This window comes from Leifsonia sp. NPDC058248 (assembly GCF_042881905.1).
Taxonomy (GTDB): domain Bacteria; phylum Actinomycetota; class Actinomycetes; order Actinomycetales; family Microbacteriaceae; genus Leifsonia.
In genome coordinates, this window is sequence record NZ_JBHVXB010000001.1 from 57641 (window position 1) to 77455 (window position 19815).

Annotated in this window: 21 protein-coding genes and 2 tRNA genes; 11 read left to right on the top strand and 12 right to left on the bottom strand. The window is 64.8% G+C overall.

Annotated features, from left to right (window positions below; all coding sequences use genetic code 11):
- The first annotated feature begins 59 nt into the window (after positions 1-59).
- Both ACFVV5_RS00265 and ACFVV5_RS00270 read left to right on the top strand, forming a co-directional pair.
- Positions 60-626 carry a hypothetical protein gene (locus ACFVV5_RS00265; RefSeq protein ID WP_387237169.1) on the top strand — a complete coding sequence of 189 codons (567 nt, stop codon included), beginning with the start codon at positions 60-62 and terminating at the stop codon, positions 624-626.
- Positions 627-739: 113 nt separating this feature from the next.
- Positions 740-940, top strand: a complete 201-nt coding sequence (locus ACFVV5_RS00270; protein WP_387237172.1) for a PspC domain-containing protein — start codon at positions 740-742, stop codon at positions 938-940.
- On the opposite strand, the gene ACFVV5_RS00275 is transcribed toward ACFVV5_RS00270, so the two are convergent.
- Positions 937-1356: an NUDIX hydrolase gene (locus ACFVV5_RS00275; RefSeq protein WP_387237174.1), complete on the bottom strand. Its 420-nt coding sequence runs from the start codon at positions 1354-1356 to the stop codon at positions 937-939. The two genes, ACFVV5_RS00270 and ACFVV5_RS00275, sit on opposite strands and share 4 nt — an antisense overlap.
- Before the next feature lie 64 nt (positions 1357-1420).
- Here ACFVV5_RS00275 and ACFVV5_RS00280 point away from each other — a divergent pair, with 64 nt between their 5' ends.
- Complete coding sequence (locus ACFVV5_RS00280; protein WP_387237177.1) at positions 1421-2284, top strand: Fpg/Nei family DNA glycosylase; 864 nt, start codon at positions 1421-1423, stop codon at positions 2282-2284.
- Between the two features lie 15 nt (positions 2285-2299).
- Here ACFVV5_RS00280 and ACFVV5_RS00285 read toward each other — a convergent pair whose 3' ends face one another.
- Positions 2300-2755, bottom strand: a complete 456-nt coding sequence (locus ACFVV5_RS00285; protein ID WP_387237180.1) for a rhodanese-like domain-containing protein — start codon at positions 2753-2755, stop codon at positions 2300-2302.
- A 93-nt stretch (positions 2756-2848) separates the two neighbouring features.
- Between ACFVV5_RS00285 and ACFVV5_RS00290 the strand changes: the two genes are divergently transcribed.
- Positions 2849-3313, top strand: coding sequence for an Lrp/AsnC family transcriptional regulator (locus tag ACFVV5_RS00290; RefSeq protein WP_387237183.1), 465 nt, complete (start codon positions 2849-2851; stop codon positions 3311-3313).
- A 26-nt stretch (positions 3314-3339) separates the two neighbouring features.
- On the opposite strand, the gene ACFVV5_RS00295 is transcribed toward ACFVV5_RS00290, so the two are convergent.
- From ACFVV5_RS00295 to dnaA, 10 genes are all read right to left on the bottom strand, one after another.
- Positions 3340-3412, bottom strand: a tRNA-Ala gene (locus ACFVV5_RS00295).
- Between the two features lie 57 nt (positions 3413-3469).
- Positions 3470-3543: transfer RNA gene (locus tag ACFVV5_RS00300), tRNA-Ile, on the bottom strand.
- A gap of 79 nt (positions 3544-3622) precedes the next feature.
- A complete protein-coding gene (locus ACFVV5_RS00305) occupies positions 3623-4036 on the bottom strand; it encodes a DUF3566 domain-containing protein (protein ID WP_271176528.1) in 414 nt (137 codons plus the stop codon).
- On the bottom strand, positions 4026-6575 hold the full coding sequence (gene gyrA, locus ACFVV5_RS00310; RefSeq protein ID WP_387238769.1) for a DNA gyrase subunit A: 2550 nt from the start codon (positions 6573-6575) through the stop codon (positions 4026-4028). The genes ACFVV5_RS00305 and gyrA overlap by 11 nt, the downstream gene beginning before the upstream one ends.
- Before the next feature lie 28 nt (positions 6576-6603).
- Positions 6604-8586: a DNA topoisomerase (ATP-hydrolyzing) subunit B gene (gene gyrB, locus ACFVV5_RS00315; RefSeq protein ID WP_387237187.1), complete on the bottom strand. Its 1983-nt coding sequence runs from the start codon at positions 8584-8586 to the stop codon at positions 6604-6606.
- A 124-nt stretch (positions 8587-8710) separates the two neighbouring features.
- Positions 8711-9214, bottom strand: coding sequence for a DUF721 domain-containing protein (locus ACFVV5_RS00320; RefSeq protein WP_387237190.1), 504 nt, complete (start codon positions 9212-9214; stop codon positions 8711-8713).
- The gene (recF, locus tag ACFVV5_RS00325; RefSeq protein ID WP_387237193.1) at positions 9207-10382 is read right to left on the bottom strand and encodes a DNA replication/repair protein RecF; all 1176 of its coding nucleotides are present in this window, start codon (positions 10380-10382) and stop codon (positions 9207-9209) included. The genes ACFVV5_RS00320 and recF overlap by 8 nt, the downstream gene beginning before the upstream one ends.
- A gap of 21 nt (positions 10383-10403) precedes the next feature.
- Positions 10404-11291 carry a phosphogluconate dehydrogenase (NAD(+)-dependent, decarboxylating) gene (gene gnd / locus ACFVV5_RS00330; RefSeq protein ID WP_387237196.1) on the bottom strand — a complete coding sequence of 296 codons (888 nt, stop codon included), beginning with the start codon at positions 11289-11291 and terminating at the stop codon, positions 10404-10406.
- Between the two features lie 42 nt (positions 11292-11333).
- On the bottom strand, positions 11334-12479 hold the full coding sequence (gene dnaN, locus ACFVV5_RS00335; RefSeq protein WP_387237199.1) for a DNA polymerase III subunit beta: 1146 nt from the start codon (positions 12477-12479) through the stop codon (positions 11334-11336).
- A gap of 435 nt (positions 12480-12914) precedes the next feature.
- Positions 12915-14333, bottom strand: a complete 1419-nt coding sequence (gene dnaA, locus ACFVV5_RS00340) for a chromosomal replication initiator protein DnaA (RefSeq protein ID WP_387237202.1) — start codon at positions 14331-14333, stop codon at positions 12915-12917.
- 441 nt (positions 14334-14774) lie between these two features.
- Here dnaA and rpmH point away from each other — a divergent pair, with 441 nt between their 5' ends.
- The 7 genes from rpmH (at position 14775) to ACFVV5_RS00375 (ending at position 19177) form a co-directional block, all read left to right on the top strand.
- Positions 14775-14912: a 50S ribosomal protein L34 gene (gene rpmH / locus ACFVV5_RS00345; protein ID WP_055897189.1), complete on the top strand. Its 138-nt coding sequence runs from the start codon at positions 14775-14777 to the stop codon at positions 14910-14912.
- 26 nt (positions 14913-14938) lie between these two features.
- Entirely contained in the window at positions 14939-15292 is a 354-nt protein-coding gene (gene rnpA, locus ACFVV5_RS00350) for a ribonuclease P protein component (protein WP_387237205.1), read from the top strand.
- Positions 15289-15600: a membrane protein insertion efficiency factor YidD gene (gene yidD / locus ACFVV5_RS00355; protein WP_387237208.1), complete on the top strand. Its 312-nt coding sequence runs from the start codon at positions 15289-15291 to the stop codon at positions 15598-15600. The genes rnpA and yidD overlap by 4 nt, the downstream gene beginning before the upstream one ends.
- Before the next feature lie 7 nt (positions 15601-15607).
- Entirely contained in the window at positions 15608-16570 is a 963-nt protein-coding gene (gene yidC, locus ACFVV5_RS00360; RefSeq protein ID WP_387237211.1) for a membrane protein insertase YidC, read from the top strand.
- A gap of 13 nt (positions 16571-16583) precedes the next feature.
- Positions 16584-17153 (top strand): protein jag, encoded by a 570-nt coding sequence (locus ACFVV5_RS00365; protein WP_387237214.1) that lies wholly within the window; start codon positions 16584-16586, stop codon positions 17151-17153.
- Positions 17154-17181: 28 nt separating this feature from the next.
- Positions 17182-17811 carry a 16S rRNA (guanine(527)-N(7))-methyltransferase RsmG gene (rsmG, locus tag ACFVV5_RS00370; protein WP_387237217.1) on the top strand — a complete coding sequence of 210 codons (630 nt, stop codon included), beginning with the start codon at positions 17182-17184 and terminating at the stop codon, positions 17809-17811.
- 373 nt (positions 17812-18184) lie between these two features.
- Entirely contained in the window at positions 18185-19177 is a 993-nt protein-coding gene (locus ACFVV5_RS00375) for a patatin-like phospholipase family protein (protein ID WP_387237220.1), read from the top strand.
- Positions 19178-19815 lie beyond the last annotated feature (638 nt).

Genomic DNA, 19815 nt, shown 5'->3' on the forward strand with positions numbered 1-19815 from the left:
CACAGCCCATTCGGTGGCAAGATGGAGTCAGTCCGCTACAAGACGCAATGGAGGTCCAGATGAGCCCGACACGGAAGCGTACGAAGGAACTCAAACGCCTGCGCAGTAGCGCCGAAGAATTATGGGGGGCGCAGCAAGACCTGCTCGCGAACGCGAACGCGGTCGCGGCGGAGGCCCGCCGGCAGGCGGCGAACTACACGCGCGAGGAGCTCGCGCCCCGCGTTCGCGATGGGTACCACACCTACGTGCGCCCCGCGGCTCAGTCCGCCAGGCAGGCCGCGAGCGAGATGGCCGGCTCGGCACGCGACCGCCTGGTCTCGGATGTGATCCCGGCCGTCGGTGCGACGATCGGCACCGCGATGTCGGTGGTCGACCACGCCCGTGACGCCCGCGCGCGGGCATTCATCGGCGACGTGAGGAACGAGGTCCGGAGCGCCGGCAAAGACATCTCGAAGAAGGCGCAGGCCGTCACCGAGAAGTCCGGCCCCAGCGCCGGCACGGTCATCGCCGTCGGTCTCGGCATCATCGCCGCCATCGGTCTGCTCTACGCGGTCTGGCAGACCTTCCGCGCCGACGACGAGCTCTGGGTCGCCGACGAGGAGCCCACGGCACCGGTCGCCGAATAGCATTCCCGGTTCGAGAGGGCGGCGCCTGCTGGTGCCGCCCTCTCGTGCATCTCAGGGTCATTACGGGGGTTTCCCCGATGGCCCGGGTGCGCGCGGAGTGAGACCGTTGAAGCATGAACACTCTCCAACGACCTCTCGACGGCCGGATCATCGGCGGTGTCTGCGCCGGACTCGCTCAGCGTTTCGGGTGGAAGCCCCTCACGGTGCGCATCCTGTTCCTGCTTTCGTGCCTGCTGCCCGGTCCGCAGTTCATCGCCTACATCGCCCTCTGGATCATCATGCCCAGCGAGGGATCTGCGCGAGCCACCGCTTAGGGCGCGAGTCCAGCCATCCGCAGCCCCACGCTGACCAGCTCGACGCGACGCGACGGAATGCCCGTGAGCGGAAACCAGGCCGCCTCGTCCGTCGACCCGTCCAGCTCGTTCGTGAGCGCTCCGGACACGACGCTCGCCCGGTAGACGATGCGCAGTGCGTGCAGGGGCCCCGCCTCCGCGACGAACCGCTGCTCGGCGGGGACGATGTGCGAGTCGATGCCGAGCAGTTCGCCGGCCTCGGCCGCGTAGCCGGTCTCTTCGGCGATCTCGCGGATGACGGCATCCGCCGGGTCCTCCCCCGGATCGATGCCGCCGCCGGGCAGCGTCCACCCGGAACGACCGCCTTCGTTCCAGTGCGCGAGAAGGATCCGGCCCTCGTCGACGATCACGCCGTATGCGGCGACCCGGATGTCCATTCCGCCACCATACTCGCGGGGCTCGGCACTCGCGGATGTCGGCGCCTCGATGCAGACTGGGTCCGTGCCCGAGCTGCCTGAAGTCACCGCGCTGGCAGCCGACTTGAACGCGCGCCTGAGCGGCCGCACGATCGATCGGCTGAGCATCGTGTCGTTCGCTGCGCTCAAGACGTTCGACCCGCCGGCTTCCGCCCTGTCGGGGACGACGATCAGCGGCGTCACCCGGCACGGCAAGTTCCTCGACATCGCGGCGGGCGACCTCCACGTGACCATCCACCTGGCGCGGGCCGGCTGGATTCGCTGGCGTGACGCACCTCCTCCTCCGCCGACGGGGCGGCCGGGCCGGGGCCCGCTCGCCGCCCGTCTGGTGCTCGACGACGGAACCGGCTTCGACGTCACCGAGGCCGGCACCAAGAAGAGTCTCGCGATCTCGGTCGTGCACAGTCCGGATGAGGTGCCCGGCATCGCGCGCCTGGGTCCCGACCCGCTCGACCCGGCCTTCACGCTCGACGTCTTCACGCGCATCCTGCACGATGCCGGGCGCGCGCAGATCAAGGGCGTGCTGCGCAACCAGTCGATCATCGCGGGCATCGGCAACGCCTACTCCGACGAGATCCTCCACACGGCCCGCATGTCCCCGTTCAAGCCGGCCGCCATGCCCGAGGCCGACATCGCTCGTCTCTACGAGGCGATGCAGTCGACGCTGCGTGACGCGCTGGCCCGGGCCGACGGTCTGGCCGCCTCCGAGCTCAAGAGCGAGAAGAAGCTGGGGATGCAGGTGCACGGCCGCACGGGTCAGCCGTGCCCGGTGTGCGGCGACATCGTTCGCCAGGTGATCTTCGCCGACTCGACCCTGCAGTACTGTCCCACCTGCCAGACGGGCGGCAAGCCCCTCGCCGATCGCGTGCTCTCGCGGCTGCTCAAGTAGCCGGGAGGCGGCGGGTCAGCAGGCGCAGTCGATCGCGCCGGGACCGATCGGCGCCGTGAGCTCGTCGACCGAACGGTCGATCGCACCGTTGTCGTCGACGATACCGAGACCTTCACGAGCCCAGTACTCGAAGCCGCCGATCATCTCCTTGACCGGGTAGCCGAGCAGGCTGAACTCCAAGGCCGCCCTGGTCGACCCGTTGCACCCGGGTCCCCAGCAGTAGACCACCACGGGTGTGCCCCGCGGGATCAGCGCCGAGGCGCGTCCGGCGATCTCGGCGGTGGGCAGGTGCAGCGCTCCCGGCAGCCGCCCTTGCTGCCAAGCCGCCTCTCCCCTCGAGTCGACGAGCACGAAGCGCTCCCCCGCATCCATTGCCGCTTTCACGTCGGAGGGGTCGGTCTCGTATTGGAGCTTCGCGGCGAAGTGCTGAACAGCCTCGGCCGTCGTGGGAGCGGAAGTGGTGATCGTCATGACCACAAGATTAGGAACCATTCCAGCCGATCTGAAGAGAGATCCGACGGCGTTCGGCCGTGATCGCCGTGTATTTCGTGGAAGAATCCGGGCATGGCCGGAGATTCCACAGTGAGCACCGATTCGATCGACGACGCCCTTCTTGCCGAGCTGCAACGCGACGGCCGGCAGTCGATCGCCGAGCTGGCCCGCTCCATTCACATGTCGAACAGCGCTGTCGCCGAGCGGGTGCGGCGACTCGAAGAGGCAGGGGTGATCGGCGGCTATCGTGCCGTGATCGACCCGGAACGGCTGGGGTATTCGATCCTGGCCTTCCTGCGGCTGCGCTATCCGAGCAGCGTCTACACACCGCTGCACGACCTGCTGGCGAAGACGCCGGAGGTGATCGAGGCGCATCACGTGACGGGTGACGACTGCTTCATCCTGAAGGTGGTGGCGACGTCGATGCGGCATCTCGAGCAGGTGAGCGGCACGATCGGGACACTCGGCAGCGTGACCACGAGCGTCTCGTACTCGAGCCCGTTTCCTGCCCGCCCCATCGTTCCGCCTGCTCAGTGAGCATCCGACGGTCCGTCATCTTCCTGTGGAGCCTAGGAGATTCGAACTCCTGACATCCTGCTTGCAAAGCAGGCGCTCTACCAACTGAGCTAAGGCCCCAAACTCGACGTGACGATCGAATCGCCGGGCAAAGCCGGTGAAGCAATCGACACAGTGTGGGGATACGAGGACTTGAACCTCGGACCTCTTCGTTATCAGCGAAGCGCTCTAACCGCCTGAGCTATATCCCCGATTGGGCAGATTCGAGACTACCCGATCTGCCCCGTCAAACGAAATCGAGCAGGGTCCGAAACGTGCGGCGTTCCTGGTCTAGCTGTTCGTGAATCCGACCAGCAGACCGCCCGTGATCTTCACGGACAGGTTGTACAGCAACGCGAACACCGCACCGAGCGCGGTGATCACGATGATGTCGAGGACTCCGACAACGAGCGAGAAGCCCATCACCTGACCGAGTCCCAGGATCGCCTTCAGGTCGGTCCCGCCGGCGCCCGAGATGTCTTTGAACAGGCTGTTCACCTGGTCGAAGATTCCGGTGCGGTCGAGCACGGTCCACACGAGGAACGTGCCGACGATGGCGATGATCGCGAGGCAGATGCCTGCGAGGAACGACAGCTTCACAGTCGACCAGAAGTCGATGTAGACCAGCTTGAGCCGGACCTGCTTTGCCGACGTCGGTCGACGCGACGACTTCTTCGCGAGTTTCTCGGCGACACTACTGCTCATCTACGGTTTCTTCCTTCCCGGCGTCCTCGTTCTCTTCGTCAGTCTCCTGAGCAACGAGGTTACGTTCGGTGTTCTTCGCCAGAGCGATGATCTTGTCTGTCTCGGCGAAACGAGCGAAAACGACACCCATGGTGTCTCGGCCCTTGGCGGGTACCTCGGCCACGGCAGAGCGTACCACCTTGCCGCTGGCAAGAACCACAAGGACCTCGTCGTCTTCGTCCACGATGAGCGCCCCGACCAGATCGCCGCGATCGTCGCTCAACTTGGCCACCTTGATGCCCAGTCCGCCGCGGTTCTGCAGACGATACTGGTCGGCCGCAGTGCGTTTTGCATAGCCGCCTTCGGTGACGACGAACACGTAGCCCTCGTCGGAGACGACCGACGCGTCGAGCAGTTTGTCCTCACCGCGGAAGTGCATGCCGATCACGCCCGAGGTCGAGCGTCCCATGGGACGCAGCGCCTCATCCGATGCGGTGAAGCGGATGGACATGCCCTTGCGCGAGACAAGCAGCAGGTCGGAGTCCTCCTCCACCAGCAGCGCGGAGACGAGTTCGTCCTCTTCGCGCAGCTTGATGGCGATGATCCCGCCGGAACGGTTGGTGTCGTACTCGCTGAGCGCCGTCTTCTTGATGAGCCCGTCGCGCGTGGCGAGCACCAGGTACTTGGCCGCCGTGTAGTCGCGGATGTCGAGGATCTCCGCGATCTCCTCATCCGGCTGCATCGCGAGAAGGTTGGCGACGTGCTGGCCCTTGGCGTCGCGGCCGGCCTCCTGCACCTCGTATGCCTTGGCGCGGTAGACGCGCCCCTTGTTCGTGAAGAAGAGGAGCCAGTGGTGCGTGGTAGTGACGAAGAAGTGGTCGACCACGTCTTCTCCACGCAGCTGGGCGCCCTTGACGCCCTTGCCCCCACGGTGCTGGCTGCGGTAGTTGTCGCTGCGCGTGCGCTTGATGTAGCCGCCGCGGGTGACGGTGACCACCATCTCCTCTTCGGGGATGAGGTCCTCGACGCTCATGTCGCCGTCGAAACCGAACATGATCTCGGTGCGGCGGTCGTCGCCGAAGCGGTCGACGATCTCGGTGAGCTCGTCGCTGATGATCGTGCGCTGACGCTGCGGGTCGGCCAGGATCGCCTTGAAGTCCTCGATCTCGCGCTCGATCGCGGCGGCCTCGTCGATGATCTTCTGGCGTTCCAGGGCCGCGAGGCGGCGCAGCTGCATGGTGAGGATCGCGTCGGCCTGGATCTGGTCGACCTCGAGGAGCGTCATCAGTCCCTCGCGGGCGTCGTCCACCGTTGGCGACCGGCGGATGAGCGCGATGACCTCGTCGAGAGCGTCGAGCGCCTTCAGGTAGCCGCGCAGGATGTGTGCGCGCTCCTCGGCCTTTCGCAGACGGTACTGCGTGCGGCGCACGATCACTTCGATCTGGTGGTCGACCCACGCCGTGATGAAGCCGTCGAGCGGCAGCGTACGCGGCACGTTGTCGACGATCGCCAGCATGTTGGCGCCGAAGTTCTCCTGCAACTGTGTGTGCTTGTAGAGGTTGTTGAGCACGACCTTGGCGACGGCGTCGCGCTTGAGCACGATGACGAGCCGCTGGCCGGTGCGTCCACTGGTCTCGTCGCGGATGTCGGCGATGCCGCTGATCTTGCCGTCTTTGACGAGCTCGGCGATCTTGATCGCGAGGTTGTCGGGGTTCACCTGGTACGGCAGCTCGGTGACCACGAGGCAGATGCGGCCCTGGATCTCCTCGATCGACACGACGGCTCGCATCGTGATCGAGCCGCGACCCGTGCGGTACGCGTCCTGGATGCCCTTGATGCCGAGGATCTGCGCGCCGGTCGGGAAGTCCGGCCCCTTGATGCGCTTGATCAGCTCTTCGAGCAGCTCTTCACGCGGAGCATCCGGGTTGGCCAGGTGCCAGAGCGCACCGGCTGCCACCTCCCGCAGGTTGTGGGGCGGGATGTTCGTGGCCATGCCGACCGCGATGCCGACCGAGCCGTTGACGAGCAGGTTGGGGAACCGGCTGGGCAGGACCGCCGGCTCCTGGGTGCGGCCGTCGTAGTTGTCCTGGAAGTCGACGGTCTCTTCGTCGATGTCGCGCACCATCTCGAGCGCGAGCGGGGCCATCTTGGTCTCGGTGTATCGAGGAGCGGCGGCGCCGTCGTTTCCAGGAGAGCCGAAGTTGCCCTGACCGAGCGCGAGCGGGTATCGGAGGCTCCACGGCTGCACGAGGCGGACGAGGGCGTCGTAGATCGCGGTGTCGCCGTGCGGGTGGAACTGGCCCATCACGTCGCCGACCACGCGGGCGCACTTGGAGAACGCCTTGTCGGGGCGGTAGCCGCCGTCGAACATCGCGTAGATCACCCGGCGGTGCACGGGCTTCAGGCCGTCGCGCACCTCGGGCAGCGCGCGACCGATGATCACGCTCATGGCGTAGTCGAGGTAGGAGCGCTGCATCTCCGACTGCAGATCGACCTGGTCGATCCGGCCGTGGATGCCGTAGCCGCCTGTCGGCTCGATGGCGTCTTCGCCGTCGGTCACGATGTTCTCGTCTCCGGTGGTGTTGTCGTCAGATGTCAAGGAACCGCACGTCCTTCGCGTTCTTCTGGATGAAATTACGGCGCGACTCGACGTCCTCACCCATCAGGGTGGCGAAGATCTCGTCGGCCGCGGCGGCGTCGTCGAGGGTGACCTGCAGCAGAGTGCGGGTCTCGGGGCTCATCGTGGTCTCCCACAGCTCCTTGTAGTCCATCTCGCCGAGGCCCTTGTAGCGCTGCACGCCGTTGTCCTTCGGGATGCGCTTGCCGGCCGCGATGCCGTCGGCGAGGAACGCGTCGCGCTCACGATCGCTGTAGACGTACTCGTGCTCGGCATTGGTCCACTTCAGCCGGTAGAGCGGCGGCTGCGCGAGGTAGACGTAGCCGAGCTCGATGAGCGGACGCATGTAGCGGAAGAGGAGGGTGAGCAGCAGTGTGGTGATGTGCTGACCGTCGACGTCGGCATCCGCCATCAGCACGATCTTGTGGTAACGCGCCTTGTCGGGGTTGAAGTCCTCGCCGATGCCGGCGCCGAACGCCGTGATCATCGCCTGCACCTCATTGTTGGCGAGGGCGCGGTCGAGGCGGGCCTTCTCGACGTTCAGGATCTTGCCGCGCAGCGGGAGGATCGCCTGCGTCTCCGGGTTGCGTCCCTGAACCGCGGAGCCTCCGGCGGAGTCGCCCTCCACGATGAAGATCTCGGAGATCGACGGGTCTTTCGACTGGCAGTCCTTGAGCTTTCCGGGCATCCCGCCGCCCTCGAGCAGGCCCTTGCGCCGTGCGGTCTCGCGCGCCTTACGGGCGGCGAGTCGTGCCGTGGCTGCCTGAAGAGCCTTGCGGATGATGTCTTTGGCCTGGTTGGGATTGCGGTCGAACCAGTCGCCGAGCTGGTCGCCGACCACCTTCTGCACGAACGCCTTGGCCTCGGTGTTGCCCAGCTTGGTCTTGGTCTGGCCCTCGAACTGCGGCTCGGAGAGCTTGACCGAGATCACCGCGGTGAGGCCTTCGCGGACGTCGTCGCCCGAGAGGTTGTCATCCTTCTCTTTGAGGATGCCCTTCTCACGTGCGTACTTGTTGACCAGCGTGGTGAGCGCGGCACGGAAGCCCTCTTCGTGCGTTCCGCCCTCGTGGGTGTTGATCGTGTTCGCGTAGGTGAAGACGCTCTCGTTGTAGCCCGTCGTCCACTGCATGGCGACCTCGAGGGCGATCTTGCGATCGGTGTCCTCGGACTCGAACGAGATGATCTCCTCGTTCACGACCTCCGCCTTCTTGGCGGCGTTGAGGTAGTGGACGTAGTCGGTGAGGCCCTGTTCGTAGAGGAAGACCTCGGAGCGCGGCTCGCTCTCTTCGTCTTCGGGGTCGCGGGGACGCTCGTCGGTCAGCGAGATGCGCAGTCCCTTGTTGAGGAACGCCATCTGCTGGAACCGGGTGCGGAGCGTGTCGTAGTCGAACTCGACGCTCTCGAACGTGTCGGGGCTCGGCCAGAAGGTGATCGTGGTGCCCGACTCGTCGGACTCCTCACCCTTCTCGAGCGGTGCCTGCGGGACTCCGTGACGGTAGCTCTGGCGGTAGACGTTCCCCTGACGCCGCACCTCGACGTCGAGACGCGAGGAGAGCGCGTTGACGACGGAGCTGCCGACGCCGTGGAGGCCACCGGAGACCGCGTATCCGCCGCCGCCGAACTTGCCGCCGGCGTGCAGGATGGTCAGGACGACCTCGACCGTGGACTTCTGCTCGACGGGGTGGATGTCGACGGGGATGCCGCGGCCGTTGTCCACGACACGCACAGCTCCATCGGGGAGAATGGTGACCTGGATGTTGTCGGCGAACCCGGCGAGGGCCTCGTCGACCGAGTTGTCGACGATCTCCTGCACGAGGTGGTGGAGTCCGCGGGGACCAGTGGAACCGATGTACATTCCGGGTCGCTTGCGTACGGCTTCGAGACCTTCGAGTACCTGGATCTCATTGGCGCCGTAGTCGTGTTCTGCCTCGGCCTTGTTCGGTTCCATCGTCATATGAAATTAGGCTCCTTGACCGCACTGGGTGTGACCTCTCCAGTCTACCAAGAGCCTGATGGCGGATTGCCCGAAATCGCCCGTCTGACGCGTTATTTTTACTCGGCTGACCTCTTTTGTGCACTCAACCGTAAGTATCGCGCGGGCCGCGCCCTGGAATCGACCTGGGGCCTCTTTTCCAGGAGGGGGCGTCGGGCCCCTGGAAACGGATCGATTGGATGTCCGCCTCAGGAAACCGGTCGGCGATGCGCGCGAGCAGGTCGGAGCGCATCATCCGAAGCTGCGTCGCCCACGCCGTCGACTCGCACCGCACGGTGAGGACGCCCTCGGTGATCCCCTCCGGGACGGCATGCTTCGCCGTCTCCTCGCCCGCGAGCTCGCGCCAGCCCTCGAGAAGATCGGACTGCGCCAGCGACGCTCCCCAGCCGAGTTGCGCGGTCAGCTGATCCACCACGTCGCCGAGCCCTCGAGGATCGCGGCCCTTGCCGAACGGCTGGCTCGCGCTCGGGTCGCGGTCGTCCTTCTTCCGGATTCGTCGTGAACGACTGCTCGGCACACCGCCGAACAGTTCACGGAACCGCAGGTAGACCGCCGAGGCCTCGCTCAGCTCGCGCGGCTCGTCAGGCATCGCTCTGCTCCACGACCGCTCCGGCCTCGATGCGGACGGTGTGGGCGGTGAGGTCGCCCGGAACATCGTCGAAGACGGCGGCAGTGATGAGGACCTGCTCGTAACCGGCTACGGCGGTTGCGAGCATCCGGCGCCTCGTCTGGTCGAGCTCGGCGAAGACGTCGTCGAGGATGAGCACCGGGTCGCCGGTGTTCGACTCGCGCCGCAGCAGCTCGGCCGACGCCAGCTTGAGTGCGAGCGCAAAGGACCACGATTCGCCATGGCTGGCGTAGCCCTTCGCCGGGAGGCCGTTCAGCTCGAACAGGATGTCGTCGCGGTGCGGGCCGATCAGGGTCAGTCCACGATCCAGTTCTTTGCGGCGAACGGTCGCGAGGGCCTGCCGGAACGCGTCAGGTGTCGTGACACCGGTCGAGTCGGTTACAGCATCATCGCCGGATGCCGCGTCGGCATCCGGATCGTCGACCTCTGCACCGCGCACGGTCAGCAGCGGGACCAGCCGAGGATGGTGATCGTCGCCGGCCACCGACTGGTAGGCCGCGATGAGCGGATCGGTCAGCCGCTGGATCAGGTCGACCCGCGCATCCACGAGTTCGGAGCCGAGGGCGACGAGCCGCTCGTCCCAGATGTCGAGAGTGCCGAGCTGGCTCTCGCGCAGCCCGGACGACCGCGCCGACTTGAGCAGGGTGTTGCGCTGCTTGAGCACGCGCTCGTAGTCGGACAGCACTCCGGCGAACCGCGGATTGCGCTGCACGAGCAACTGGTCGATGAAACGGCGCCGGATGCTCGGCTCACCACGCACGAGCGCGAGATCCTCCGGCGCGAACAGCACGCTGGAGAAGTATCTCGGCAGCTCCCGGGTCTTGATCGCCGAACGGTTCACCTGGGCGCGATTGGCCGATCCCCGGTTCAGCTGAAGTTCGACCAGCAGTTCGCGGCCGTCGTGCTGGATGCGCGCCCGGACGATCGCGGACTCCGCGTCCTGCCGGATCATCGCCTGATCGCTCGACACCCGGTGCGACCCGAGGGTGCTCAGGTAGCCGAGCGACTCGACCAGATTGGTCTTGCCCTGACCGTTGCGGCCGACGAAGAGGTTCGCGCCGGCCGCAAGCGGGACTTCCGCACGTCGATAGTTACGGAAGTCGGTCAGGGAAAGATGGGTGACTCGCACTCTGGTGGTCGGTCGCCCAGGTCAGTCGACGGCTTTGACGGCGTGGCCGCCGAACTGGTTGCGCAGCGCCGCGACAGCCTTCATCGCCGGCGAGTCCTCCTGACGCGAGACGAATCGCGCGAAGATCGACGCGCTGATCGTGGGGACCGGGACAGCGTTGTTGAGCGCTTCCTCGACCGTCCAGCGACCCTCGCCCGAGTCCTGCACGTAGCCTTCGATGTGCTCGAAGTCCGGGTCCTGCTCGAGCGCGCGCACGAGCAGCTCGAGAAGCCAGGACCGCACGACGGTGCCACGCTGCCAGGCCTTGAACGTCCCGGTGACGTCTTTGATGATGTCCTTGCGGGAGTCGAGGAGCTCGAAGCCCTCGGCGTAGGCTTGCATGAGCGCGTACTCGATGCCGTTGTGCACCATCTTGGCGTAGTGACCCGCACCCACCTCGCCCACGTGCACGAAGCCCTCGTCGCGGGGTCCTTCCGGGCGCAGCGCGTCGAAGACCGGCATCACGCGCTCGACCTGGGCCTTGCTGCCGCCGACCATGAGGCCGTAGCCGTTGTTCAGACCCCAGACACCGCCGGAGACGCCGGCGTCCATGAAGTCGACGCCCTTCGGAGCCAGCAGCTCGGAGTGCTTGAAGTCCTCGGTGAAGCGGGAGTTGCCGCCGTCGATGACCAGGTCGCCCTTTTCGAGGAGAGGCTCAAGGTCGTTGATCACGTCATCTGTGATCTTTCCGGCCGGCACCATCACCCAGACGGTGCGAGGGGAGGGGAGGGCCGCGACGAGGTCGGCGACCGTGGCGACATCCGACACATCGGGGTTCGTGTCGTATCCGGTCACCTCGATGCCGTTCTTCTCGAGGCGGGCGCGCATGTTGTTGCCCATTTTTCCGAGACCGATGAGGCCGATGTGCATGATTGTCCTTCTTCTGTTTCTCTCGGACGCTCGCGCTACGAGTCAGCGCAGCAGCAGGTTGGGCTGCAGCAGGTACTTGTAGTTGTCCGCGCCTGCCTGGTCCTTCGAGGTTTGACTCGTTATGAGCACCGGACCCGGCTTGTTGGGGTTGTCGGTCTTGGTGAAGGAGATGCGCACGAATTCCGAGTGCACGGCACCGAGACCATCGAGCAGGAACTGTGGTTTCAATGAAACCACCGTCTCCTGGCCAGTGAGGAGAGCGTCGATGCTCTCGGATGCTTGCGCCTGCTCCGAGCCGATGGCCTCGAGAGTGAGGCCCTCCGCGGAGAAGGAGTACCGGAGGGCGGCTTCACGCTCGAGCACGAGCGACACACGTCGCGTCGCCTCGATCAGCTCTGCCGTGTTGATGACCGCGTAGTTGTCGACCGTCTCGGGGAAGAGGCGCCGCACCGGCGGGAAGTTGCCCTTGATGAGCAGGGAGGTCACGGTCTTCTTGTCGGCCGTGAACGCGATCAGCTCACGGTCGTCGCGATTGGTGATCGACACGGCGATGGTCCCGCTGTGGCCGAGCGTCTTTCCGATCTCGGTCAGCGTGCGGGCCGGCACGAGCGCGGTGACCGGCTCGCCGGAGGTCGTGCCGTTGTCCCAGTCGATCTCGCGCACCGCCACACGGTAGCGATCCGTCGCGACGAGCCCGAGGGTGTTGTCGCCGACCTCGAGCTGGACTCCGGTGATCACGGGGGTGACGTCGTCGCGCGAGGCGGCGACGCCGACCTGGGCGACGGCCTGGGCGAACTCCTCGGCTGGGACGAGGCCGGACTGACCGCTGACCTGCGGGATGCTCGGGTATTCCTCGACCGGCATGGACAGCAACGTGAAGTTCGCGGAACCGGCCCGCACGACGATCTTGGTGTCTTCGGTCGAGAACTGCACGGGTGCGTTCGGAAGCTTCGCCGCGATCTCGGCGAGCAGCCGGCCGGAGACGAGGACCCTGCCCGGCTCTTCGACCTCGGCGGCGATCTGCGTCTGAGCCGACACTTCGTAGTCGAATGACGACAGCTGGAGCCCGGTGTCGGTGGTTTCGATCAGGACGCCGCTCAGGATGGGAAGTGTCGTGCGCTGCGGCAGGAGCTTGACAGCGAACGAGACGGCTTCACTGAACACATCCCGATTGGCTTGGAACTTCACGAAGTCACCTCTGTCGTCGGCGGGAAATGGATCGTGACAAATCCTAGCGCTTGCCCCTGCCGGTGAAAGTTGTGATTCGAGCTGCGGGCGAAGGTTGTCGGCCTCCCCACTAAGAAGAGTTAACGATTAATGGTGTTAACCGCTGTGGAAACTGTGGATAACTCGGTGGAGTCCGCGAAACGACTGGGAACTACACGTCTGTCACTTGTTGATGGGTTGGGGAGACCAGGTGAATACAGGCGAATCGAGGGCAGGGCCAAAAGTGCTCAATTCACAAGAACTCATGATTCGTCCCCATTAACGGTCCGACTTTCCGGAACTTCTCCACAAGTTATCCACATGTGCGAAGAGCAGCTTGTCCCCACATTGGGGACGAGCGTGTGGATAACCCATGCCGAGCGCGGCAGAGACCCGGCCACTCGGTGGCAGACGCCGCTACTTGCTGTAGCGGTGGTTCTGTTTGATCCGGCTGGTGAGCTCCGTCACCTGGTTGTAGATCGACCGGCGCTCCTTCATGAGCTCGCTGATCTTCTTGTTGGCGTACATCACGGTGGTGTGATCGCGGTTGCCGAACAGCTGGCCGATCTTGGGGAGGGAGAGATTGGTGAGCTCGCGGCAGAGGTACATCGCGATCTGGCGCGCGGTCGCCACAGCCTGCGAACGACTCGAGCCGTAGAGGTCATCGACGGTGAGCTTGAAGTAGTCCGCCGTGTTGGTGATGATGTCGGTCGGCGCGATCACATTGTCGTCGTCGAGTGTGATGAGGTCCTTGAGCACGGTCTGCACGAGAGGCATGTCGACCGGTGTGCGGTTGAGGCTCGCGAACGCGGTCACGCGGATCAGCGTCCCCTCGAGCTCTCGGATGTTGCTCGACACTTTGGACGCCATGAACTCGAGGATGTCGTCGGGCACCTGGATCTTCTCGCTCTGCGCCTTCTTGCGCAGGATGGCGATGCGGGTCTCGAGGTCGGGCACCTGCACGTCGGTGATCAGGCCCCACTCGAAGCGGGAGCGCATCCGGTCCTCGAAGCCGGTGAGGTGCTTGGGCGGCAGGTCGCTCGTGATGACCACCTGCTTGTTGTGGTCGTGCAGCGTGTTGAAGGTGTGGAAGAACGCCTCCTGCGTCTCCACTGCGCGCTGAAGGAACTGGATGTCGTCGATCAGGAGGATGTCGATGTTCCGGTAGCGCGCCTGGAACGAAGAGCCGCGGTTGTTGGCGATCGAGTTGATGAAGTCGTTGGTGAACTCCTCGCTACTGACGTAGCGGACCCGGATGCCCGGGTAGAGGCTCATCGCGTAGTGGCCGATGGCGTGCAAGAGGTGGGTCTTGCCGAGGCCGGAGTCGCCGTAGATGAACAGCGGGTTGTACGCCTTGGCGGGGGCCTCGGCCACCGCGACCGCGGCCGCATGGGCGAAGCGGTTCGACTGGCCGATGACGAAGTTGTCGAAGCTGTACTTGGGATTGAGGCGTGTGTCGTTGTTGCGCGCCGGTGCCGTGATCTCGGGCGGCGGGGCGATGAGGGGAGCCTCGATGAACGCGGCCTCGGACGGCTCGGTGGGTCCGGCCATCGTCTCCTGCTGGATCTCCGGGTTGACGACGATCGCGAAGGTGGTCACGGCGAGGGTGTCGTCGAGCGAGCCGATCGCGTTCAGCAACGGGACCCGGCTGCGCTGCTCGATCATGCCGCGCGTGAACTCGTTCGGCACCTCCAGATAGAAGGTGCCAGCCATGATCCCTTTGGGCTCGACGAGGCTGAGGAAGCCGTGCAACTGCGGGGTGATGCGATCATCGGTCTCCAAAGACTCGAGCACGCTCTGCCATGCCGCTGAGATGGACGCTTCGCCGTCTGCCATCGTTCCCCGTGTTCCTGGTCGTGTGGATGCCGTCAACCGACTTTCGCCCTCACAGCGTCGTGAGTCGAACGTCGGGCCGGAAGCGTGTCGCCGCCGGAGAGGTATTCACAGAGTTATCCACCGCTGTGTGTCCAATACCGTAGCGATCTCCGGCCCTTGTTGGGTATGGCTGGGGATAACTTTCGTTCCCAACGGTAACTAATCCACAGGCTGTGGATCAAATTCGATGTGGGGAATACGGCGGCGCGTCGCTGCTGGCGTTCCTGCCAATCCTGTGCATAATCGATGGATTTGGCACGATCGGTTTGACCTCGTCCAGCCTAGGTCGTAGTTTTAATCAGTTGACTTCAGCCGTTCAGGCTGCCCAAAAACTTTTCATGGCCTCCCCGTGCTGGATTTTCCTCAGCGCCGGCCTGTTAAGAGACCACACGGAGATTGATTATGAGCAAGAGAACGTTCCAGCCGAACAACCGCAAGCGCGCGAAGACCCACGGCTTCCGTCTGCGCATGCGCACCCGTGCCGGGCGCGCCATCCTCGCTGCGCGTCGCAGCAAGGGCCGCACGAAGCTCTCGGCCTAGTCCCTTCCGGTTCGTCAGGCAGCCCTGTGCTGGCCAAGGCCAATCGCATCACGCGGGGGGCGGACTACAAGGCGACCGTGCGACGGGGTGCTCGCTTCACCGGAGCGAACACCGTGACGTACGTTCGCACCGGTCCCGACCCCGATGTGGTGCGATTCGGCTTTATCGTGGGCAAGACGGTGGGCTTCGCGAACCGGCGCAATCTCGTGCGGCGCCGACTCAAAGCGGCGGCATATGAGCTGCTGCCGGAAATGCCGCCTGGCATGGATGTCGTGATCAGGGCATTACCAGCGTCCGCTCATGCGGAGTGGGCTACCCTGCACGAAGAGATCTCCCGAGCCATCAGCAGAATCACCAGTAGAGGCAACGTCCGTTCATGAACACCGCGATCGCAGCTGTGCTTCTTGTTCCACGGAACGCCGCCGTCCTGTTGCTACGCGGATATCGGGCTGTGATCTCACCGCTCTACGGCGATGTCTGCCGCTATTACCCATCGTGCTCGTCGTATGCCTTGCAGGCCATTCAAGAGCACGGTCTGGTGATCGGATCGGCACTCGCCGCCCGCCGGATCGCCCGCTGTCACCCGTGGGCAGCAGGAGGGGTCGATGACGTCCCCCTCAAAAAGAAACGTCGCTATCGGGTGACTCCGTTCGGATTCGTCGTCGCCACAAGCCAGGGAAAGGCCTAGCAACCACATGGACATCTTCGGAACGATTCTGTGGCCCATCAAATGGGTCGTAGAACTGATCCTCGTGGCCTTCCACTGGCTGTTCACGAACATGGGGCTCGACCCCGCCGCCGGCCTCACCTGGGTGCTGTCGATCGTCGGCCTCACCGTGGTGGTGCGCGCGGCTCTCATCCCGATCTTCGTGCGTCAGATCAAGAACCAGCGGCGGATGCTCGAGATCGCGCCGCAGCTCAAGAAGATCCAAGAGAAGTACAAAGGCAAGAAAGACCAGTTCTCGCGCGAAGCGATGTCGCGCGAGACCATGGAGCTCTACAAGAAGACCGGCACCAACCCGCTGAGCTCGTGCCTCCCCCTGCTGCTGCAGATGCCGATCTTCTTCAGCCTCTTCCAGGTGCTGAACGGCGCGCAGAGCGGTCACGCCGGCGTCGGCCCGCTGAACGAGACTCTCGCGCAGCAGTTCGGAAACGCTTCGCTGTTCGGCATCGCTCCCCTGCACCAGAGCTTCCAGGGTGCACTGAACGCCCATCCGCAGCAGGTCGCCGTCATGGTGATCGCAGCGACCATGGTCGTGCTCATGACCGGCTCGCAGTTCCTGACCCAGTTGCAGATCGTCTCCAAGAACATGTCGCCGGAGACCAAGGCGAGCCCGCAGTTCAAGCAGCAGCGCATCCTGCTCTACCTCCTCCCCTTCGTGTTCCTGTTCTCCGGCTTCGCGTTCCCGCTCGGCGTCATGTTCTACTGGCTGACCTCGAACATCTGGACCATGGGTCAGCAGTTCCTGGTGATCCGCAACATGCCGACGCCCGGCTCGGATGCCGCCAAGGCCCGTGAGGCGCGACTCGCCCGCAAGGGGAAGCTCATCCAGGAAGACGGCGCCGTCGTTCTCTCCATCGAAGAGGAACCCAAGAAGACCACTCAGCGTGTTCAGCCAGTGAACAAGAACCGCGCGAAGAAGCAGGCCGGAAAGTAGTAGGGACCCGAGAATGACCGACGTTCAGCAGACCGAATCCGAGTCCACCGTCGACCACGAAGAGGTCGTCGAAGCGGTGTCGTCCGAAGAGACCACGGGTGAGACGGCGTACTCCGAGCCGACCGCCGACCAGCTCGACCAGGAAGGCGACATCGCCGCCGACTACATCGAAGAGCTGCTCGACATCACCGACATCGACGGCGACATCGACATCGACGCCCGCAATGGCCGCTCGTACATCTCGGTCAACGCCGGCGAAGAGACGAACCTGCGCTTGCTCTCCAAGCCGGACACGGTGAGCGCCCTCCAGGAGCTCACGCGTCTCGCCGTCCAGAACAAGACGGGGTCGTTCTCCCGGCTGATCCTCGACATCGGCGGTTCGCGGGATGCCCGCCAGGCGGAGCTCGCGACCCTCGTCGAGCGCGCGATCACTCGTATCGAGGAGGGTGCCGCGCAGGCAGCACTTCCCCCGATGTCGTCCTATGAGCGCAAGCTGGTTCACGACATCGTCTCCGAGCGGGGCTACGTCTCGAACTCGCAGGGCGAGGGACGCGATCGTCACACCGTCATCACCGCCGCCTAGTTTCACGTGAAACTCTGACGGTCGCGACGTGACTGAGACTCTCGAAACCGAGCCCGCAGCGGCGACCAGATTGTTCGGCGATCGCATCGAGCTTGCGCGCCGTTTCACGGACAACCTCGCCCAGCAGGGTGAGGAGCGTGGTCTCATCGGACCACTGGAGCTCCCCCGGCTGTGGTCTCGCCACATTCTCAACTGCGCGATCCTCGCCCCTTTGCTTCGTCCGGGGCGAACCGGCGACGTCGGCAGCGGCGCCGGACTCCCCGGGTTGGTACTGGCGATCGCGCGTCCGGATGTGACTCTCGTGCTCATCGAGCCGATGGAGCGCCGGATCGCATGGTTGTCGGAACAGGTCTCCGAACTCGGTCTCGACAACGTTGAGGTCGTCCGCGCCCGAGCCGAGGACGCGCACTTGGATGCTCCCCTCGACCAAGTGACTGCGCGTGCCGTGAGTGCGTTCCGAAAGTTGATCCCTCTCACTGCGCCGCTGGTTCGCGATGGCGGCGAGTTGATTCTGATGAAGGGCGCTGGTGCCTCCGCTGAAGTGGATGCCGCCGCCAAAGAGATCCGCAGGTTCAAATTGCACGACGTCGAGGTCCTCACTCTGGGCGAAGGTGTCCTCGATGACGTGACCCGAGTGATCAGAGCGGGCGTCCGCTGACCACGAAACGGTCTTAGGTTGGCTCTAGTGGCGCGGAAGCACCCTACTTCGCCGCTCTCAGAGCGATTCTAAGCGCCGTTCTGGAATGTGCTTCCGGCTGTTTTGGTCCTCTCGTGGCTGCATTTTGCTCGCTCACTGCTCATCGCATCACGATCGGTGGCGCTTTCGACAGGGACAGGCTGGGTGGGCCGGCGCCGGTCGTGCGCTCGCGCAGCCGGTGTGCTAGCGTCACGTTGATCGTTATTCGTCGGCAGGAGGTGAGACCCATGAACGCAGTATCCGCACTGGGTGCTCCCCTGCAGTCCACGATCACGCGACCGAGTTAGTCGCCATCGGGAGCGCCCTCTCACGCAACTCGCGAAAGCCGACTCCCATGAACACAACTCCCTTTTACACTTTGCACGTCATCTCATCGACGAGCGCCGACCGGGCGGGGTCGGATCAGCAGTTGCCACAGGTAGCTGCCGCGGGCCGGCTAGGCGCCGCGGGCCGGCGGGCGCTCGTTCTCGGCGGTGGTGGATCGACCGGAAACGCGTGGTTGATCGGCATCGTCGCCGGCCTGTTCGACGGCGGACTGGACGTGACCGCAGCCGATCTGACCATCGGGACGTCCGCCGGTGCGACGGCCGCGGCCCAGTTGGCTGGCGCGACCCCGACTGAGCTGCTTGCCGCCACCCGCGCTGCGGTCCCCCAGCAGCGGTCTGGCTCGGTTGGTTCCGACCGCGGACGCGCTCCGAACAGGCCGGTCACGGACCACCTCGAGAGGATAAGGACCATCATCGCTTCCGCTCAGGATGCACCTGACATGCGTCGCAGGATGGGCGCGGCTGCAGTCGCCATGGATGAAGCGTCCGACGGCTCGTGGCAATCGCAGTGGCGGACGACAGTCGCCTCGCGGCTACCCAGTCAGCTCTGGCCTCAACGCACGGTACTCATGACGGCTGTGGATGCTCAAACCGGTAAACCTGTGGTGTTCGACCAGCACAGTGGAGTCGACCTGGCCGACGCTGTCGCCGCCAGCTGTGCCAGTGGTCTCCCCTACCGGATCGGAGACAACCGTTACATCGACGGTGGCTACCGGCGTAACGAGAATGCTGATCTGGCAGCCGGATACGAGCGCATCCTGGTGCTGTCACCATTGGGTGGCAGGACACTGCATCCGCCTGGCTGGGGCATGCAGCTCGCGTCTCAAGTCGAAGAGCTGCGCGCACGCGGCAGCAGAGTCGAGACGATCGTCCCAGGCGCCGAGTCCGAGCACCTGTTCGGTGCCAACGCGATGGACCTGTCGCTGCGTGAGCCCGCTGCTCAGGCCGGCTATGACCAAGGCAGAGCCCTTGCCGGGCAGCTCACCGAGTTCTGGAACTGACCCGGGCGAGATCACACTGACCCCCTCAGACCGGTCGACTCGGTAGGCGTGACGACACCTGCTCGTCCTTCGTCTTTGCGACGGGGCGATGGTGGGCAGCTGCGTCCGTCGCCGATCGGTTGCGCTGACGCGGGGCGGTCGCCGCGTTCCCCTGAGTCAGTAGCAGCAAGGGGCGCGGAGCGCAGTGGTGGTCAGATTCGTCAGGAATGGGTTCCTCGCCGGCTACCTCGGATGCGCTCATCGTCGGATGGGGGTGGATTCGTCACATGGGTGCAGGTGCCTTGGCTGTTCGGCGATGCGCCATCGGCTGGACCCCACAGGCTCGGGCAGCTCAGTGCTCGGCACGTGACACCCTCGCCAATCACGTTCCCCCATGTTTCACGTGAAACAAGTTGCGCTGAAGTGATGGTTTCACGTGAAACAACGCGCTCTGCGAGTGTGACTAGGTATCCCCACGATTTCGCGATGGCCCAATCGGGGAACTACAAGCCAATCGCTGGTCGGATGGAGAACTCGGTCGGAGGTGGCGTGGGGGCGTGGTGCTCTGCTCGTTGGGCGGGCGGCAGGCGTGCGCGCTCACCGCGTTACCACTCCCCCGCCGGACTACGCTGCAGCTCGAGGCCTTCGCGCCGCAGTGC

Excerpts from the sequence above, each read along its gene's own strand:
- ACFVV5_RS00320 (WP_387237190.1), bottom strand. The coding sequence starts at position 9,214 with ATGCCTGACGAGCCGCGCGAGCTGAGCGAGGCCTCGGCGGTCTACCTG.
- dnaA (WP_387237202.1), bottom strand. The coding sequence starts at position 14,333 with ATGGCAGACGGCGAAGCGTCCATCTCAGCGGCATGGCAGAGCGTGCTC.
- ACFVV5_RS00375 (WP_387237220.1), top strand. The coding sequence starts at position 18,185 with ATGAACACAACTCCCTTTTACACTTTGCACGTCATCTCATCGACGAGC.
- ACFVV5_RS00275 (WP_387237174.1), bottom strand. The coding sequence starts at position 1,356 with ATGGACATCCGGGTCGCCGCATACGGCGTGATCGTCGACGAGGGCCGG.
- ACFVV5_RS00365 (WP_387237214.1), top strand. The coding sequence starts at position 16,584 with ATGACCGACGTTCAGCAGACCGAATCCGAGTCCACCGTCGACCACGAA.
- ACFVV5_RS00290 (WP_387237183.1), top strand. The coding sequence starts at position 2,849 with ATGGCCGGAGATTCCACAGTGAGCACCGATTCGATCGACGACGCCCTT.
- ACFVV5_RS00285 (WP_387237180.1), bottom strand. The coding sequence starts at position 2,755 with ATGACGATCACCACTTCCGCTCCCACGACGGCCGAGGCTGTTCAGCAC.
- rpmH (WP_055897189.1), top strand. The coding sequence starts at position 14,775 with ATGAGCAAGAGAACGTTCCAGCCGAACAACCGCAAGCGCGCGAAGACC.
- gnd (WP_387237196.1), bottom strand. The coding sequence starts at position 11,291 with ATGCACATCGGCCTCATCGGTCTCGGAAAAATGGGCAACAACATGCGC.
- ACFVV5_RS00270 (WP_387237172.1), top strand. The coding sequence starts at position 740 with ATGAACACTCTCCAACGACCTCTCGACGGCCGGATCATCGGCGGTGTC.
- ACFVV5_RS00265 (WP_387237169.1), top strand. The coding sequence starts at position 60 with ATGAGCCCGACACGGAAGCGTACGAAGGAACTCAAACGCCTGCGCAGT.
- yidD (WP_387237208.1), top strand. The coding sequence starts at position 15,289 with ATGAACACCGCGATCGCAGCTGTGCTTCTTGTTCCACGGAACGCCGCC.
- gyrB (WP_387237187.1), bottom strand. The coding sequence starts at position 8,586 with ATGACGATGGAACCGAACAAGGCCGAGGCAGAACACGACTACGGCGCC.
- yidC (WP_387237211.1), top strand. The coding sequence starts at position 15,608 with ATGGACATCTTCGGAACGATTCTGTGGCCCATCAAATGGGTCGTAGAA.
- ACFVV5_RS00305 (WP_271176528.1), bottom strand. The coding sequence starts at position 4,036 with ATGAGCAGTAGTGTCGCCGAGAAACTCGCGAAGAAGTCGTCGCGTCGA.